This is a genomic window from Serratia sp. LTN-2, assembly GCF_059740205.1.
In genome coordinates this window covers 23,311-40,780 of record NZ_JCAXDO010000011.1, presented here as the reverse complement: position 1 = coordinate 40,780, position 17,470 = coordinate 23,311, and the positions used below count along the sequence as shown (strand labels likewise).

17 protein-coding genes are annotated in these 17,470 nt (G+C 61.7%); 9 read left to right on the top strand and 8 right to left on the bottom strand.

The genetic code is table 11. From position 1 onward, the window contains the following. The first annotated feature begins 92 nt into the window (after positions 1-92). The 3 genes from AC6BYQ_RS19345 (at position 93) to AC6BYQ_RS19335 (ending at position 2,133) form a co-directional block, all read left to right on the top strand. Positions 93-983 (top strand): LysR family transcriptional regulator, encoded by an 891-nt coding sequence (locus AC6BYQ_RS19345; RefSeq protein ID WP_498057378.1) that lies wholly within the window; start codon positions 93-95, stop codon positions 981-983. Position 984: 1 nt separating this feature from the next. Next, positions 985-1,674 (top strand): helix-turn-helix transcriptional regulator, encoded by a 690-nt coding sequence (locus AC6BYQ_RS19340; protein WP_019455927.1) that lies wholly within the window; start codon positions 985-987, stop codon positions 1,672-1,674. Between the two features lie 90 nt (positions 1,675-1,764). After that, a complete protein-coding gene (locus AC6BYQ_RS19335) occupies positions 1,765-2,133 on the top strand; it encodes a VOC family protein (RefSeq protein WP_025159723.1) in 369 nt (122 codons plus the stop codon). On the opposite strand, the gene tus is transcribed toward AC6BYQ_RS19335, so the two are convergent. Then, a complete protein-coding gene (gene tus, locus AC6BYQ_RS19330; RefSeq protein ID WP_498057377.1) occupies positions 2,123-3,061 on the bottom strand; it encodes a DNA replication terminus site-binding protein in 939 nt (312 codons plus the stop codon). The two genes, AC6BYQ_RS19335 and tus, sit on opposite strands and share 11 nt — an antisense overlap. Positions 3,062-3,392: 331 nt before the next feature. Between tus and AC6BYQ_RS19325 the strand changes: the two genes are divergently transcribed. Together AC6BYQ_RS19325 and AC6BYQ_RS19320 are read left to right on the top strand one after the other, a co-directional pair. After that, positions 3,393-5,189 carry a glycoside hydrolase family 3 protein gene (locus AC6BYQ_RS19325; RefSeq protein ID WP_198636420.1) on the top strand — a complete coding sequence of 599 codons (1,797 nt, stop codon included), beginning with the start codon at positions 3,393-3,395 and terminating at the stop codon, positions 5,187-5,189. A gap of 127 nt (positions 5,190-5,316) precedes the next feature. Further along, positions 5,317-6,603 (top strand): glycoside hydrolase family 10-like protein, encoded by a 1,287-nt coding sequence (locus tag AC6BYQ_RS19320; RefSeq protein ID WP_498057376.1) that lies wholly within the window; start codon positions 5,317-5,319, stop codon positions 6,601-6,603. Positions 6,604-6,653: 50 nt separating this feature from the next. On the opposite strand, the gene AC6BYQ_RS19315 is transcribed toward AC6BYQ_RS19320, so the two are convergent. After that, positions 6,654-7,922 carry an MFS transporter gene (locus tag AC6BYQ_RS19315; RefSeq protein ID WP_029988790.1) on the bottom strand — a complete coding sequence of 423 codons (1,269 nt, stop codon included), beginning with the start codon at positions 7,920-7,922 and terminating at the stop codon, positions 6,654-6,656. A gap of 146 nt (positions 7,923-8,068) precedes the next feature. Between AC6BYQ_RS19315 and AC6BYQ_RS19310 the strand changes: the two genes are divergently transcribed. The 3 genes from AC6BYQ_RS19310 (at position 8,069) to bioD (ending at position 11,148) form a co-directional block, all read left to right on the top strand. Then, positions 8,069-8,959 (top strand): LysR family transcriptional regulator, encoded by an 891-nt coding sequence (locus tag AC6BYQ_RS19310; protein ID WP_063919397.1) that lies wholly within the window; start codon positions 8,069-8,071, stop codon positions 8,957-8,959. 159 nt (positions 8,960-9,118) lie between these two features. Next, positions 9,119-10,336, top strand: a complete 1,218-nt coding sequence (gene mlc, locus AC6BYQ_RS19305; protein WP_004938526.1) for a sugar metabolism global transcriptional regulator Mlc — start codon at positions 9,119-9,121, stop codon at positions 10,334-10,336. A 143-nt stretch (positions 10,337-10,479) separates the two neighbouring features. Beyond that, the gene (gene bioD, locus AC6BYQ_RS19300; RefSeq protein WP_019455919.1) at positions 10,480-11,148 is read left to right on the top strand and encodes a dethiobiotin synthase; all 669 of its coding nucleotides are present in this window, start codon (positions 10,480-10,482) and stop codon (positions 11,146-11,148) included. Between the two features lie 5 nt (positions 11,149-11,153). Here the strand turns inward: bioD and AC6BYQ_RS19295 are convergent, their stop codons facing one another. Beyond that, on the bottom strand, positions 11,154-11,648 hold the full coding sequence (locus AC6BYQ_RS19295; RefSeq protein WP_025159726.1) for a DUF2938 domain-containing protein: 495 nt from the start codon (positions 11,646-11,648) through the stop codon (positions 11,154-11,156). Positions 11,649-11,718: 70 nt separating this feature from the next. On the opposite strand from AC6BYQ_RS19295, the gene AC6BYQ_RS19290 reads away from it, so the two are divergent. Beyond that, positions 11,719-12,111: a helix-turn-helix domain-containing protein gene (locus tag AC6BYQ_RS19290; protein ID WP_049241177.1), complete on the top strand. Its 393-nt coding sequence runs from the start codon at positions 11,719-11,721 to the stop codon at positions 12,109-12,111. Here AC6BYQ_RS19290 and clcB read toward each other — a convergent pair. From clcB to AC6BYQ_RS19265, 5 genes are all read right to left on the bottom strand, one after another. Next, positions 12,108-13,409 (bottom strand): voltage-gated ClC-type chloride channel ClcB, encoded by a 1,302-nt coding sequence (clcB, locus tag AC6BYQ_RS19285; protein WP_063919399.1) that lies wholly within the window; start codon positions 13,407-13,409, stop codon positions 12,108-12,110. The two genes, AC6BYQ_RS19290 and clcB, sit on opposite strands and share 4 nt — an antisense overlap. A 125-nt stretch (positions 13,410-13,534) precedes the next feature. Beyond that, positions 13,535-14,674, bottom strand: a complete 1,140-nt coding sequence (gene osmV / locus AC6BYQ_RS19280; RefSeq protein WP_019455915.1) for an osmoprotectant ABC transporter ATP-binding protein OsmV — start codon at positions 14,672-14,674, stop codon at positions 13,535-13,537. Next, complete coding sequence (gene osmW, locus AC6BYQ_RS19275; RefSeq protein WP_015377782.1) at positions 14,671-15,321, bottom strand: osmoprotectant ABC transporter permease OsmW; 651 nt, start codon at positions 15,319-15,321, stop codon at positions 14,671-14,673. The genes osmV and osmW overlap by 4 nt, the downstream gene beginning before the upstream one ends. Before the next feature lie 9 nt (positions 15,322-15,330). Then, a complete protein-coding gene (locus tag AC6BYQ_RS19270; RefSeq protein ID WP_230328935.1) occupies positions 15,331-16,188 on the bottom strand; it encodes a glycine betaine ABC transporter substrate-binding protein in 858 nt (285 codons plus the stop codon). A 64-nt stretch (positions 16,189-16,252) separates the two neighbouring features. Continuing rightward, on the bottom strand, positions 16,253-16,969 hold the full coding sequence (locus AC6BYQ_RS19265) for an ABC transporter permease (RefSeq protein ID WP_019455913.1): 717 nt from the start codon (positions 16,967-16,969) through the stop codon (positions 16,253-16,255). Between the last annotated feature and the right edge of the window lie 501 nt (positions 16,970-17,470).

Below are 17,470 nucleotides of genomic sequence, written 5' to 3'. Positions count from 1 at the left end.
GACGGGAATGAGGGGGTGCGCTTATCTTGCCCATTCCGGAATGGCGCGTGTAGACTGCCAGAGGTGTTAACCGTTATTCCATGAGGGAATGCATGGGCAAATTTGCCGATTACGAAACCTATGCCTGCGTTTACGAGAGCGGTTCCTTTACCGCGGCGGCGCGGCGGCTGCACGTAGGGCAACCGGCGGTCTCGAAGGCGGTGGCGCGCCTGGAACAGCAGCTCGGCACACGCCTGATGCTGCGTTCGACCCACGGCCTGCAGCCGACGGATGCGGGGGAGCAGCTGTATCAACGCACTCGGCGCATTCTGAACGAGCTGGCGGAGACCGAAGCGCTGGTGCAAAACGCTGGCGAGACGCTGAGCGGGCGGCTGCGGGTCGCTTCGGCGGCGGTGTTCGCCCGCATCGTGCCCTTGCCCGACCTGACGGCGTTTATGAGCGCCAATCCGCGTTTGAGCGTCGATCTGTTGCTGGATGACGGCAACCTGTCGCTGATTGAAGAGGGCATCGATATTGCTCTTTGCGTCGGCGAGCTGGAGGATTCCGGCTTTACCGCGCGCAAGCTGGGTGAGGTAAAGCAATGTGTGATCGGCACGCCCGATTATTTTGCCGCCGCCGGCATGCCGCAGCGGCCGGAGGATCTGTTGCGGCACGAGATGGTGATTTACCATCGCCAGGGCGGCGGCGAGCAGTGGCGTTTCAGCCGTGAAGGGGAACAGCGCATGCTGCGGTTGCCGGGGCGCATGCGGGTCAACGCGGCGGAGTGCGTGCGCGAGCTGGTGCTGGCGGGCTTCGGCGCTACCGTCGCCAGCGAAGGCCTGTTTCGCAGCGAACTGCAAAGCGGGGCGGCGATCGCGGCATTAGCGGATTGGCAACTGCCGCCGCTGGCGCTGTGGGCGGTGTTCCCCGGCGGCCATTTCGTCTCGGCCAAGGCGCGGGCCTTTGCCGATTTTGTCCAAACCTCGCTATGCAGGGAGCCGTGATATGTCGCGCGCGCAACGTTTACTCGATCTGATGCAGCTGCTGCGCAGCCACCGTTATCCGGTGGCGGGCCATGCGTTGGCGCAGGCGCTGGGCATCAGCATGCGCACGCTGTATCGCGATATCGCTACGCTGCAGCAACAGGGGGCGGAGATCGTCGGCGAGGCCGGCGTCGGCTATGTGCTGCGCCCCGGCTTTATGCTACCGCCGCTGATGTTTTCGCAGGCGGAGATAGAAGCGCTGGTGTTGGGCATGCGCTGGGTCAGGCGCCGCGGTGACAGCCAGCTGGCGGACGCCGCGGGCCAGGCGCTGGCCAAGATCGCCGATGTGCTGCCTTCGGCGCTGCGGGAAGAGTTGGAGGCCAACACGCTATTGATCGCGCCGGTTCAGGCGCCGCCGGTGGCGGATGAGATGCGGGTGCTGATCCGCGACACCATTCGCCGTGAGCGCAAGCTGCAGATCGACTATCTCGATCTGGCGGGGCAGCGCAGCGAACGCCTGCTGTGGCCCTTTGCACTGGGTTTTTTCGACCAGTTCCAGATGCTGGTCGCCTGGTGCGAGCTGCGTCAGGCCTTTCGCCATTTTCGCCTCGATCGCATTCAGGCCGCCACGCCGCTGGAACAGCGCTATCCGCGCGGCCGACGGCGGTTGCTGAAAGAGTGGCGTCTCAGCGAGGGCATTGCGGAACAATAGCGGCACACTGCTGCCATAAACTGTCAGTCGCACGCCTTAGTCTGTGCCTATCGGGAACCGACCGGTTCCCATCACTCAGAGGACAGACCGATGACCCTTCCCAGCATGACGATGCTTTACGTCGATAACCCACTCAACAGCGCCGCTTTTTATCAACGCCTGCTGGGGCAGGCGCCACAGGAGCTTTCCCCCGGCTTCGCCCTGTTCGTGCTCAACAACGGCTTCAAACTCGGAATGTGGGCCAGGCAAAAAGTGGAACCTGCCGCCACGTTGACCGGCGGCGGCGGTGAGCTGGGCTTTCTGTGCCAGGATGCGCAAGAGGTGGAGGCGCGCTATAACCAGTGGCGCGAACTTGGGCTGACTATCGAGCAAACGCCAACCGAGATGGAGTTCGGCTACACCTTTGTCGCGCGGGATCCGGACGGCCATCGCCTGCGGGTGTATACCCTCAGCGAGTAGCGTCGTCGGTGTACAGGTGCAGGCGCGGCACCAGCAGCCGCAGCGGCCTGGCGTCGGGTTTGTAACGGTGTTTCACCGCCTCGGCGTCGTAGTTGAGCAGCTCGCCGATCTTCGGCACGGCGGCGCCGCTTTCAACCTGACACAGGGCGATCAGCGGCAGCGGGCAGGGGTGCTGCACCTGTTTCTGCTGCTGCTGATACCACACCCGGGCGATCGGCTGCACTTTTACCGGCCGCTTGATTTTCAGCGTAGCCTGCTGCGGCAGCCGGCTGACGTCGTCTATCTCACGGCTGACCAGGGCGGCCCACTGTTCGCGGCTGTGCGGCGGCACCGCGCGGCCGGCTTTCAGGCTTTTATCCAGCTGCGCCAGAATGTCGTCCCGTTTGACGTTTTTGATGATGTGCTTGTTGGCCCAGCCGAAGCGCACGGAATCGGGATTGGTCAGGGCGGTGAGGGTGCGATAGGCGCTGAGGGTGATCAGCCCGTGCAAATGGGTGTGCACGAATTCGAAACGCTGCTCCGGCGCCAGGCCGGAATCGACGGTGATAATCTGCTCCAGCTCGCCCTTCAGGCGGTTGATCAGCGCCAGCTGCGTTTGCAGCGCCTGATATTCCGGTTGCTCCACCGCCAGACAGATAACGCCGGGCAGGCGCACGGCGGCCTTGCTGCTGACATTCTCCCGGTTGTGGTGAATGAACAGCCGCTGATAATGCTCCAGCGCCAGATCGCGCGCCGCTTGCCCCACATGCTGCTCGACCGCGATATGCGAAATAGCCTGATGCTCCTGGCCTTTTTCTACCTCCGGCAGGCTGAACACCCGCGCCGCCAGCAACCGCAGCGGGGCTATCTGCTGTTGCAACGCGCCGAGCGCCTGCTCCAGCTCGGCAAAGCAGGTGTTCATTCGGCCAATCACATCGTATCTGCTCATCGCGCGCTCCTATTTTAGTTACAACATACTATAGAAGAGTGGCGGACTAGGGGCAACATCGGCAAACGAGGAGGGAGCGGCTTCACTGGCCACTCGGCTTGCCAGCGAAAAATGCGCCAGAGGGGCCTTCTACAGCAGGGCGCGAAATAGACATTGCATTGGTAGGGGTTTGATTCATTGATGGATTTTTTCTGTTGGTTGATATTTTGTTTGATCCATTTTCCGTTTGCCGTTGTCCAACCGCTGAAACAAACAGAATGGCAGGACGCTGTGAGCCCTTCGGGTTATCTTTTTTTCTGTCATTAACGGGTGCTTTAAACGGAGGTTTACTGTGGATATTAAACAGAAAGTCAAAAACATGACGCTGGAAGAGAAAATCGGGCAAAAAATCATGCTGGATTTTCGCTACTGGGATCAGAACGGTAGCAGCAATCAGGATATGACCGTTCCCGACGAAGCCATTGGCAAACTGATCGCCGATAACCACATCGGTGGGGTGATCCTGTTTGCCAATAATCTAAAAGACAAACAGCAGATTAAAACGTTGACGGCCTGGTATGCCGCGATGAAAACCCACGCGGGCGTTGGTTTGTTTATTGGCACGGACAACGAAGGCGGCAACGTTTTCCGGCTGCCACGCGGCGACTACGCCTCATTCCCCGGCAATATGGCGCTGGCCGCCGCGATTGAAGGGGGCGCGGATAAACAGCTCGCCGTTGAACAGGGCAAACTGATGGCCCAGGATATGCGTGCGTTGCATATCAATACCAACTTTGCCCCGGTCGTGGACGTTAACACCAACCCGTTCAACCCGGTGATTAATGTTCGCGCCTTCAGCGATGATAAAAACGCCGTTGCCCGCCTGGCGGAAAACATGGTGGCGGGGATGAAACAGCAGGGGCTGATCACCGCGTACAAACATTTCCCCGGCCATGGCAGCACCTCCACCGATTCGCACACCGGTTTGCCCCGCGTCGATCGCACGCGGGAAGAGGCTTTTGCCATCGATATCGCCCCTTACAAACAGGCTATCGATCGCTGCGCGGCGCCGGATATGGTGATGACTGCGCATATTCAGTACCCCGCACTGGATAACAGCCAGATCGACACCCGCAACGGTGAAAAAATCACGGTGCCGGCCACCATGTCGCGCGAAATCCAGACCCAGATCCTGCGCAATGAGCTGGGTTATGCCGGCGTAACGATTTCAGACGCGCTGGATATGGGCGCGATTGCCGAGCATTTCAGCCAGCAAGGGGCGGCTGAAAACGTCTTTGTCGCCGGGGTGGACATCGCTCTGATGCCTGTCAGCATCGCCTCGCCGGCGCAGGCGAACCTGCTGCCCGAGCTTATCCGCTACATTGCGCAGCGGGTGAAAAGCGGGCATCTCAGCGAGGCCGATATCGATGCCTCTGTCGAGCGCATTTTGCGCCTCAAATTACGTCATAACCTGATGGGCCATAGCGATAAATCGTGTTCAAACGGCGTTTCGTCTTCCGCGCATCAGCTGGAGAAACGCATCGCCGATCGTTCCATTACCGTCGTTATCAACCGTCAACGTCTGCTGCCGTTAAAGGACAAGGCGCTGCGCTACTTTATTCTGACGCCATGGGGCGAGCAGGCCAAAGGCATTGCGAACGTGATGGCGCAGGAGGGGTATCAGAACGTCGTGGCCGCGAAGGAAACGGAACTGAGCGATGCCCAGATCAGGGAACATATTGCCGGCTGCGACGTGTTCCTGCTCGGCACGCTCTCAACCCGCTTTACGCCTGCCGAGCAGGATGGCGTGGTTACCTCCGCAACCGGGGCGGCTAATGATACCAGTCCTTATCCGGGATGGCTGAAATACGCCGCCGAACAGGGGAAAAAGCGCGTTCATCTTTCACTGCGCGCACCTTACGATATCGTGAACTATGCCGCAGAGGTGGAGGCGGCTGTCGCTACCTATTCCTATTACGGCTATGACAGTGGCGTGTGGCGCGGCCACTCGATGGTATCGCTGGCGCAGGTGCTGACGGGTAAAATCAAACCGCACGGCAAACTGCCGGTTAATACCTGGCATGACTACGATGAGCAAACCAATACCGGCAAGGTGGCGTTCCCTCGCGGGACTGGGCTGAGCTGGTGATGGGATAAGGAGAGGCGTCGTCTGAGAAGGGCGGCGCCGGTCGCTAAACCGCGTTGCGAAAGCGGGCGGTTTCTTGCTCCGCACGCCGCGACATGGGATAACCGTCACTCACGGAAGGAGAACACTGATGCCGACAGGCGCAACAAAATTAGGCGGATGGCTGTTGATGGCCGCCATGCTGGGCGTGGGCGGATGCGCTAAGCCCCCCGAGCCGGAGAAGCCCACGCAGCCCATACCGCCGGCAACGCCGATGCGGGGCATCTGGCTGGCCACGGTTATTGGCCTGGACTGGCCGCCGGCGGCCTCCCTGAAAGCGGCCACCGCGCAAGAGCGGGTTCGCCAGCAGAAGCAGGGGCTGACGGACGCGCTGGACGAGATGGCAAGAGCCGGGATTAACACGGTGTATTTTCAGGTTAAGCCGGACGGCACGGCCCTGTGGCGCTCGAACATCTTGCCCTGGTCTGGGGTATTGACCGGCACGGTGGGCCAGGACCCGGGCTACGATCCGCTGGCCTTTATGCTGCAGGAAGCGCGTCGGCGCGGCATCAAAGTGCATGCCTGGCTGAATCCTTATCGGGTTTCCATGAACACCGGGCAGCAAACGATCGATGCGCTTAACCATACGCTGCAGTCCCCGCCGGCCAGCGTCTATGCGCTGCATCCCGACTGGGTACGCACCGCCAGCGATCGCTTCGTGCTCGATCCCGGCCTGCCCGACGTGCGCAACTGGATCACCAGCGTCGTGGCGGAAATTGTCAGAAACTATGATGTCGACGGCATCCAGTTTGACGATTATTTCTATTACGAAACGCCGCAATCGCCGCTGGATGATGAAAGGACCTATCGCCAATACGGCAAAGGGTTTGCAGACAAGGCCAGCTGGCGAAGAGACAACACGCTGCAATTGATAAAGCAGGTTTCCGCCACCGTGAGAGCGTTAAAGCCCGCCGTCGCGTTTGGCGTCAGCCCGGCGGGGGTATGGCGAAACAAGGCGGACGATCCTGCCGGTTCAGCGACTCAGGCCGGCGCGCCATCGTACGATACGGCCTATGCCGATACGCGCCAGTGGGTAAAACTGGGGCTGCTCGACTATATCGCACCGCAGCTGTACTGGCCTTTTGAGCGTGAAATTGTCCGCTACGACGTGCTGGCCAACTGGTGGGCCGAGGTGGTGAAAGGCACGCCGGTCCGGCTCTATGCCGGGGTGGCGCTGTATAAAGTGGGTACGCCTTCCGCCAGCGAACCGGCCTGGACCTTCGACGGCGGCGTCCCTGAGCTGAAAAGGCAGTTGGATCTCAACGAAAGCCTGCCGGGGATGGGAGGAACGATACTGTTCCGGCAGCGTTATCTGACTGAGCCGCAAACGCATCAGGCGGTGGAATACCTGCAAACTCGCTGGAAACCCGGTCAATAATCACAGCGTTGGCATCACGAGCCGCGGCTAACCACCGCGGCTTTTTCCATTCACAGGCGCGCCGCTTCCGGCAGCCGTTTCAGGTAATGCACCACCAGCAGCGCCAGCAACAGCATCAGGCTGATGAACGCCGCCACGCCATTCCAGCCGAAACTGTGCCAGAACACGCCGCCGAGGGTACCGGCCACGCTGGAGCCGACGTAATAACAGAACAGATACAGCGACGACGCCTGTCCTTTGGCGCGGCGCGCGCGGCGGCCGATCCAGCTGCTGGCCACCGAGTGGGCGGCGAAAAAACCGGCGGTGAACAGCATCATGCCGATAAAGATCGCCGGCACCTGCGGCAGCGCGGTAATCAGAATCCCGATCAGCATAATTGCGATCGACGCCAGCAGCACCGGGCCACGCCCGAAGCGTGAGGTGAGCGCACCGGCCTTGGGCGAACTGTAGGAGCCGGTGAGGTACACCACCGACAGCAGGCCGACGATCGCCTGGCTCAGGTGATAAGGGTCCGCCAGCAGGCGATAGCCAATGTAGTTGAACAGGGTGACGAAACTGCCCATCAGCAGGAAACCTTCCGCGAACAGCAGCGGCAACCCTTTATCGTGCCAATGCAGTTTAAAGTTGATCAGCAGGGTGCGCGGGCGCAGCGAACTGGCGCGAAAATGCCGCGAGGCGGGCAGGATGCGCCAGAACATGCAGGCGGCGGCGAGGGCAAACAGCCCGATGACGCCCAGCGATACGCGCCAGGAGAAGAAATCGGTCAATACCCCGGTGACCAGGCGGCCGCTCATGCCGCCGATCGAGTTGCCGCTGATATACAGCCCCATCGAGAAGGCGACGAAGCTCGGATGGATCTCTTCACTGAGATAGGTCATGCCGACCGCCGCCACGCCGCTCAGCGACAGGCCGATCAGCGCGCGCATCAGTAAAATGCCGTGCCAGCTGGTCATAAAGGCGCAAATCAGCGTGCAAACCGCCGCCAGCAGCAGCGCCACCACCATGACCGACTTGCGGCCGATGGCGTCGGACAGCGGCCCGGTGAACATCAGGCCGATCGCCAGCAGGCCGGTGGAGACCGAGAGCGACAGGCTGCTTTCCGCCGGCGATACGCCGAAGTCTTGCGACAGCACCGGCAGAATCGGCTGCACGCAGTAGAGCAGCGCGAAGGTCGCCAGCCCGGCGGAAAACAGCGCCAGCGTTACGCGCATAAACTGCGGCGTGCCGCGTTCGATATAGGGGAGTTTATTGTTGAGGGTGGAGCGTTTTACTTTTGGCGCAGCGGCCGCGTCATCGTTGGCGGCCAGCGTCGACGGCATCACGGCCGCAGAACGCACAGGGGTTGTCACAGCGTTTCCTTACCGAACTTCGGGGAGATAACAGACACTTTACAGATGACAAAATGATAGGGAGCGGCTAGTTTTTTGTCTAATATATTAATAATTCAAATTAAGACGTTTTACATATGAATATCGAATTGAGACACCTGCGTTACTTTATCGCCGTGGCCGAGGAGCTGCATTTTGGCCGCGCCGCTGAACGGCTGCGTATCTCTCAGCCGCCGCTCAGCCAGCAAATTCAGGCGCTGGAAGAGATGGTCGGCGCGCGGCTGCTGGCGCGCAACAACCGCAACGTCAGTTTGACGCAGGCCGGGGAGATGTTTCTTAAAGAAGCCTATCAGGTGCTCGATCAGGTCGGGCGCGCGGCGGAAAAGGCGGCGCGCCTGGATCGCGGCGAACTGGGGGAAATGACCATCGGGTTTACCTCCTCCGCGCCCTTTATCAGCGTGGTGTCGCGCAGCCTGCGCGCCTTTCGCCAGCAGTCTCCGCAGGTACATATCAAGATGCGCGAAATCAACACCAAGCAGCAGATCGAACCGCTGCTGAACGGTGAACTGGATCTGGGGGTGATGCGCAACACGCGGCTGCCGGAAGCGCTGCACTATCAGCTGCTGCTGCGCGAACCGCTGGTGGCGGTAGTGCCGGAAGGGCATCCGCTGGCGGAAACGCCCGGCGGCGCGCTGCGTTTTCAACATCTGGCGCAGGAGCCGTTCGTATTTTTCTCGCGTGAAGTGGGCACCGCGCTGTACGACGAAATTCTGCTGCTGCTGAGCAAGGCCGGTATCACCCCGTATATCACCCAGGAAGTGGGAGAAGCGATGACCATCATCGGTCTGGTCTCCGCCGGGTTGGGGGTATCGATTCTGCCGGCTTCTTTCGCCCGGGTGCGGGTGGACGGCGTGCGCTATTTGCCGCTGGCGGAGCCGGACGCCACCACCGAAGTGTGGCTGGTTCATCATCGCCGGCGGCCGCTGACCGCGGCGGCGCAGTCGCTGATGGCGTTGATGCTGAAATGACGTTGAGATTGGGCAAATAAAATTCAATTCACGCTGAAATTGCGAGGAATTTGTGCAGCAAATCACATAACGAATCAAATAGTTGACGCTGTATGACAAAAGCCCCACCATAACCCCTAGTCTTTATTTAGAAGCGCGAAAAATAGTAGGAGCAGGTTTGTGATTGCGGTTGGGCAGCCTGGGCATATTGATCAAATCAAGCAGACCAATGCGGGGGCGGTTTATCGGCTAATCGATCAGCTGGGCCCGATTTCGCGCATCGAACTGTCAAAACGCGCGCAGCTGGCGCCCGCCAGCATCACCAAGATCGTGCGCGAGCTGCTGGAAGCCCATCTGGTCAAGGAAACCGAGTACCAGGAGATCGGCAGCCGGGGGCGGCCGGCGGTGGGGTTGGTGCTGGACACCGAAGCCTGGCACTACCTTTCCGCCCGCATCAGCCGTGGCAGCATCACGCTGGCGCTGCGCGATCTCAGCAGCAAACTGGTGGTGGAGGAACAGCTGCCGCTCGCTGCCGAACACCCCGAACCGCTGCTGAAACGCATCCTGACCGAAGTCGATCAGTTCTTTATCCGCCACCAAAGCAAACTGGAACGGCTGACGGCGATCGCCATCACGCTGCCGGGCATGATCGACGTGCAGTCCGGCGTGGTACACCGCATGCCGTTTTACGACGTGCTGGAGATGCCGCTCGGCCCGGCGCTGGAAACCCGCACCGGCCTGCCGGTTTACCTGCAGCACGACATCAGCGCCTGGACCATGGCCGAGGCGCTGTACGGCGCTTCGCGCGGCAGCCAGAACGTGATTCAGGTGGTGATCGACCACAACGTCGGCGCCGGGGTGATCACCGGCGGCCATGTGCTGCACGCCGGCAGCCACAGCGTGGTGGAGATTGGCCACACCCAGGTCGATCCTTACGGCAAGCGCTGCTACTGCGGCAACCACGGTTGTCTCGAGACCGTGGCCAGCATCGAGAACATGCTGGAGATCGCCCAGCAGCGGCTGAGCGGCTCGATGAGTTCCAGCCTGCACGGCGCGCCGTTGACCGTCGAATCGCTGTGCGACGCGGCGCTGGCGGGCGATCAGCTGGCGCGGGACATCATCCTCGGCGTCGGCCACAGCGTGGGGCGCATTCTGGCGATCATGGTCAACCTGTTCAATCCGGAGAAGATCCTGGTAGGATCGCCGCTCAACCGCGCGGCGGAGATCCTGCATCCGGCCATCGCCTCCTGCATTCGGCAGCAGGCGCTGCCGGCCTACAGCGAGCAGGTCAAGGTCGAATCCACGCAGTTCTTCAATCAGGGCACCATGCCCGGCGCGGCGCTGGTGAAAGAGGCGCTGTATAACGGTTCATTGCTGGTGCAGTTGCTGCAAGGCTAACTTCAGAACATCTTATTAATCCGCAAAAGATTGAGCTACCTCAAGCCCCTACGCGGCAGCATCCCCTAGAATTTTTCCGATAGACTTCCTCGCCGCCGATGCGGCGACACATTGTTAACGGGGCATTCCGGGGCATTTTATTCATGTTGAAGCGTTTATTTGTTACAGGCACGGATACCGACGTCGGTAAAACCGTGGTTTCACGCGGGTTGATGCAGGCGCTGGCCGCCAACGGCCGTTCGGTGGCCGGCTATAAGCCGATCGCCGCACGTTGCCAGGAAACCAGCGAGGGCATCCGCAATAAAGACGCTTTGGTATTGCAGGCATCCTCCAGCCTGCCGCTGTCTTACGAGGAGATCAATCCCATCACCTGTCTGGATGAGGTGTTTCACGCCCATGCGAGCGAGGACATCAACTACGGCGTGATGAGCAGCGGCCTGCGGGATCTGTCGGCCAAAGCCGATACGGTAGTGGTGGAGGGCAGCGGCGGCTGGCGGGTGCTGATGAACGATCTGCGGCCTTACGCCGAGTGGGTGGTGCAGGAGCAACTGCCGGTGGTGCTGGTAGTGGGCATCAAACTGGGCTGCGTCAGCCATGCGTTGTTGACCGCTCAGTCGATCATCAACGACGGCCTGCCGTTGTTGGGCTGGGTGGCCAACCGCATCAATCCGGGGCTGGCGCACTATGCCGAAACCATCGCGGCGCTGCAGCAGCGCATACCTGCGCCGCTGCTGGGTGAGATCCCGTATCTGCCGCGCGCGGAACAGCGCGAACTGGCGCACTATCTCGACATCTCCACGCTGCTGCGCTAGCGCGGTCAGGCCAGCAAAGGGGCCAACAGACGGGCGGAGACAAACAGCCCCAGGCCGTACACCGTATGCACCAGCAGGCTGATGATGCGGCTACGCGTCGGGTTGGGGGTATTCGCCGCCGCCACGCCAAAGCCCAGCGCCGGCTGCATCACGAAGAAAGGCGCCGCCAGGCTCAGCCAGCCGCTCAACAGTGCGACCAGCGGCGCCGGTGCGGCGTACCAACCGATGCCCGCCAAACCGAGCGGGATAAAGGCGAAGGCTACGCCGATCGCATAGTGCAGCAACCATCCTGTCGCTTTTTCTCCTCGCCGCACCGGCGACGCCATGATCGGCGCGTGATAAAACCGGCCGTCGAACAGGCCGATAAACCAGCGGCCAACCAGCGCGTAGTTAAGGGGCGGGATGCCCAGCACGCGCTTTTGCACGATGGCCCACAGGTCGGTGCACAGCGTGGCGCCCACTCCGGTCAGCACAATCATCAGTAAAATTTCTGTCGTCATTTTCGTGTCCTTAAAGTCACTCATGGTGTAATGTGCGCACAGTTTGCAACTTAAAGTCGACTTCAAGTCAATGGAAAAAGAACTGGATATTGGCGAGGTGGCGCGTTTGAGCGGCATCGCGCCCTCGGCACTGCGGCATTACGAGAAAAAGGGGCTGATCGCGTCGATAGGCCGCAACGGTTTACGCCGCCAATATGCCGCCGGTGTGCTGGATCAACTGAAGCTGATCGCTCTCGGGCGGTTGGCGGGATTTACGCTGGATGAGATCGCCTCGCTGTTTGACGAGCGCGGACGCATCGCCCTCGATCGCCGGCTGCTGGCGGCGCGGATTGAAGAACTGGATCGCACCCTGCGGCGTTTGGGGCAGGTGCGCGCCGGTTTGCAGCACATGGTCGATTGCCCTGAACCGGAGCACCTGCAGTGCCCGCAGTTCAGGAAGTTGCTGCAGCAGGGCGAGTTTTAAGCCTCGCGTTTGGGCGGCGGCGCGGTGTGGTAGACCGATACCGGCCGCAGACCGCGCGACACGGTGGTGGCGATCACGCAGGCCAGCAAAATGCCGGGCAGCAGCGCGTATTCGCCGGTCATTTCAAACACCATCAGCGCCGCCATGATCGGCGCATGGGTGGTGGCGGCCAGCAGGGTGGCCATGCCGGTCAGCGCCAGCAGCAGCGGCACCGCCGCATCCATGCCCGGCCACAGGCCGAACAGCTGGCCGATCATCGAACCGAGCGCGGCGCCGACGAACAGCGTCGGGGTGAAGACCCCGCCGGGCGCGCCTGAACCGCTGCTGGCGAGGATCGCCAGCAGTTTGCACACCAGGATCGCGCCCAGCAGCAACACCCCTGGCGGCGCGATCAACAGCGCCTGCACCACGCTATAGCCATTGCCCCACACCTGCGGGAACAGCAGCGAAAGCAGCCCGACGATCAGGCCACCCAGCGCCAGCTGCAACGGCGGTTTCAGGCGCAGCGATCGGAAGGCGCGGCCGGTGGCGGTCATCAGCCATAAAAACAGCGGCCCGCCGGCGCCGGCCACCACGCCGACCAGCGCCATCAGCAGGTATTGCGTCGGCAAGGGGGCGGCGAGCGGCGTCACCAGATAGAGCGGCGCCTGGCCGCCGTTGAGCAGGTTGGTCATCAGCAGCGCGCTCACCGCGGCGATCACCACTGGCCCGAGCGAGGCCAGCATCAGGGTGCCGAACAGGATCTCGGCGATAAACAGGCTGCCCGCCAGCGGCGCATGGTAGGCGCTGGCCATCCCGGCGGCGGCGGCGCAGGCCACCCACAGTTTCCACTCTTTCTCGTGTGTAAAGCGCTGGGCGAACAGCGAGCCCACCAGCGCCGCCAGCAGGATCATCGCGCCTTCGCGGCCGATGGCGCTGCCGCTCGACACCACCAGCAGCGACGCCAGGCATTTCACCAGGCTGGCGCCGGTGTCCAGCTTGCCGTTGCCGGTCTCTATCGCTTCCATATAGTCGGTGGGCGCCGCCGGGCGCTGGTGACGGTAGCGCTGGTGGATATACAGCAGCAGGCCCGCCGCCAGCCCGCCCAGCGCCGGGGTCAGCGCGCGCCGCCAGCCCGGCAGCGCGGCGGCGGCGGCCACCAGGCTGCCGTCGGCATTGCCGAGCAACAGCCACTCGAGGCCAATCATCGAACGGTGAAACAGCCACACCGCCAGGGCGGCGGCGACGCCGATAAACACGGCGATAAACAGGCTGCGCAGCAGGGCGCGATAGTGGTGCAAGTGGACCAATCTTTTCATGCGTGGGCGGCGTCGTGAGAAAAATCAAAGGGTCATCAGCGCATTGTGCTTGGCGCTCCGGCCGATGACCAGTGAATCTTTATCAAACTGCGGCATGGGCGGGGCGGCGGTCGCCCCGGCGCGGATTACTGCGGGGTCAGCACCCGGCGCGTACGGCCGGAGCTGAGGTAGTCGGCGATGTAATCCTGCGAGATTTCGCCGCTGTAGCGGCCGTCTTCATCGACGATCGGCATCCAGGAGGTGTTGTGCTCGTACAGCTTCGACAGCACCACGCGCAGGTTTTCCTCCGCTCTGGCGGTGACGCGAAAACGGTGCAGGCTGTCGGCGCAGACGCCCGGCGCGCCGCGCGCCTCGCGGCGTTTGACATAGCCCAACGGTTTGCCGTCGGCGTCGACCACCGTCACCGAGCGGGCGTCGATATCGTCCATCAGCCCGAATGCCTCCGCCAGCGGCGTTTCCCGGCGCACCGTCACCGTTTCCTGTTGATCGGCCACGTCGCCGGCCTGTACCAGCAGCAGGCGCTTCAGCGTACGATCCTGGCCGACAAAGGAGGCGACGAATTCGTTCGCCGGCCGCGCCAACAGCTCATCGGCGCTGGCGTTCTGCACGATCTTGCCCTGGCGGAACACCGCGATGCGATCGCCAAGTTTCAGAGCCTCATCGATGTCGTGGCTCACCAGCATCACGGTCTTTTTCAGCTGGCGCTGCATGTCGAGAAACTCGTTCTGGATGGTTTCGCGGTTGATCGGATCCACCGCGCCGAAGGGTTCATCCATCAGCAGCACCGGCGGATCGGCCGCCAGCGCGCGGATCACGCCGATGCGCTGCTGCTGCCCGCCCGACATCTCTTTCGGGTAGCGGTGCAAAAAGCGCTTCGGATCCAGCGCCACCATGCTCATCAGCTCCTCGGCGCGATCGTGGCAGCGTTTCTTGTCCCAGCCCAGCATGCGCGGCACCACGGTGATGTTTTCCTCGATGGTCATGTTGGGAAACAAACCGATCTGCTGGATGACGTAGCCGATTTTGCGGCGCAGGCTGACGGTATCCAGCGTGCTGGTGTCTTCGCCATTGACCAGAATGGCGCCGGCGGTAGGTTCGATCAGGCGGTTGATCATCTTCAGCGTGGTGGTTTTGCCGCAGCCGGAAGGGCCGAGCAGCACGCAGATTTCGCCTTCCGGCACGTCCAGATTGATGTTGTCGACGGCGTTGAACGGCGTGCCGTTCTTTTGCATGAACTGTTTGGTCAGATTTTCCAATTTAATCATGAGCGGATCCCCTTGGGCGTGAGCGCAATTTGCAAACGGTGCAATAACCAATCGAGGACGATCGCCAACAGGCTGATCATCACGGCGCCGGTAATCAACTGGCGAATGTCGCTGCTGCTGATGCCGTTGAGCAGCAGCAGGCCGAGGCCGCCGGCACCGATCACCGCGGCGATCGCCATCACGCCGATGTTCATCACCACGGCGGTGCGGATGCCGCCGAAAATCACCGGCAGCGCCACCGGGATCTCCACCCAGCGCAGGCGTTGCCAGAACGTCATGCCGATGCCGCGGCCGGCCTCGCGCAGCCCGCCGGGCAGGTTGTCGAGCGCGGTGTGGGTATTGCGCACGATCGGCAGCAGCGAGTAGAGAAATACGGCGGTGATCGCCGGCACATAGCCAATGCCGTGACCGATTAAGGAAAACAGCGGGATCATCAGCCCGAACAGGGCGATGGAGGGCACGGTCAGCACCAGCGTGGCCAGGCTCAGCACCGGCGTCGCCAGCCACTTGTGGCGGACGATCAGCACGCCGAGCGGCACGCCGATCAGGATCGCCAGGCCGACGGCGACGCCGACCAGCAGCAGGTGTTCCAGCGTCAATCCGGCGATATAGGCCCAGTTTTGCCAGGCGTAAAGTAAGGTATTCATCATGCCTCCCTAAATCAGGCCGCGCTGCTTGAGGAACGCGTCGGCGACCTGTTGCGGCGTCTGGTAGTCGATATCCACCCTGGCGTTAAGCTCGGTGATCACCTGGTTATTGAACTGTTTCGACAGCGTGTTCAACGCCTCTTCCAGCCCCGGCGTGTTTTGCAACACCTCGGCGCGCACCACCGGCGTGACCGCATAGCTCGGGAAGTAGCCTTTGTCGTCTTCGAGCACCTGCAGATCGAAGCCTTTCACCCGGCCGTCAGTGGTGTACACCAGCCCGGCGTCGACGAAGCCGTCGCGGATGGCGTTGTACACCAGGCCCGGATCCATCTGGCGGATTTGCGGGCGATCCAGTGGCATGTCGTACAGCGCCTGCATCGGCTTCAGGCCGTCGGAGCGGCCGGCAAACTCCAGGTCTAGTCCCAGTAGCCAGTTGTGTTTCGGGTCGTTTTTGCGCACCTGTTCCACTTTGGCCACCAGCTGCGACATCGTGCGGATCTGCTCTTTTTCCGCGCGCTGGCGCTGCATGGCGAAGGCGTAGGTGTTGTTCATGTCCGCCGGCTGCAGCCACACCAGACCGAGTTTGGCGTCGAGTTTTTTCACCGTGTCGTAGGTTTCCTGCGGCGACATGCGCTTATTGATGTGGTTAAAGATGATCAGCGAGGTGCCGGTGTATTCCCAGGTCATGTCGATCTGCTTGTTGATCATGGCGTTGCGGGTGATCACCGTGGCCAGGTTGGTCTTGGGTATGACCTGAAATCCCTTGGCCCGCAGGTATTGCACGGTGATCGCCGACAGAATGCGCTGTTCGGTGAAGTTCTTGCTCGCCAGCGTCAAGGGGGCGGCCCAGGCGGCCGCGCCGCTCATCAGCAAGGAGAACAGCAGCGCGTGGCAAGTGCGTTGTAACCATCGAGTCATCGCGTCTCTCCCTTCAGGATGCGGTGTGCGGGCTGAGTCGGCGGCCGAGCCCGGCCAGCGCCAGATCGAGTAGCAGGGCGATCAGCGCGGTGGCGGCGGCGCCGAGGATCAGCGTCGGGAAGTCGTTCAGGTAGATGCCGGGGAAGATCAGCTCACCATAGCTGCTGGCGCCGATCAAAAACGCCAGCGGCGCGGTGCCGACGTTGATCGCCATCGCGATGCGCACCCCGGCGAAGATCACCGGCAGGGCGTGGGGCAGTTCGACCTGGCGCAACCGCTGCCCGGCGGTCATGCCAATACCGTTGGCGGCCTCTGTCAGCGCCGGCGGCACCGAACGCAGACCGGCATAGGTATTGCGCACGATGGGCAGCAGCGAAGCGAGGAACAGCGCCACTACCGCCGGCCGATCGCCGATGCCGATGATCACCATCGCCAGCGCCAGCACCGCCAGCGGCGGCAGGGTGTTGCCGACGTTGAAGATCTGCATCACGTGTTCCGCCCAGCGGCGGGCGAAGGGGCGGCTCAGCAAAATGCCGCTGGGAATGCCGACCAGCAGCGACAGCAGCATGGAACACACCACCAGGAACATGTGCTGTTGGCCGAGGTAGATCAAATCTTCCCGGCGCGACATGAGGGTTTTCCAACCGATGCCGTAAATCAGCAGCGCGATGACGGCGATAAACAGCAGGCTCCCGAAGAGCAGGCGCCGGTATGGCGCGGACTTATGCATGATGTTGCGTCCTCCGTTGCGCGGAGCGGCCGGCGGCGCACTCCACTCTGATTGTTACCCACTGCCCGGCGGGCGTGGCGGTACAAAACGGGCGTTTCGCATGAGGTTAGCGACATTGAGCGAAGGGTGTGTTCGGCATAGCGTGCTGAACGGTGGCTCAATACGTGAGTTAATCAGCATAAGATACTGATATTTAAACTAGAGAAAGCACGAAGCCCAATGACCCCGGCTAGGGAAGGTATAGCACCCTGTCGTTGGCCATGCCAAGTTTTATGAACAAAATCAGTTGATTGAGCTTAGGCGGATCTGCGCCTCAGCCCGCGTCAGCGCTGGGATGCGCGGAAAGTAAAAAAAATCCGCCGCAAAGCGTTACGCCGTAACAATTAGTCCAAATGGTGCGATTCGCCGGCGGCAGCGGCAGGATGTGAGGGCGGATAAACCTGCCGCAGGCGCTTGCTGATATACTCAGGGAAAATAAAAACGCCAGGAAGCCTGCATAAC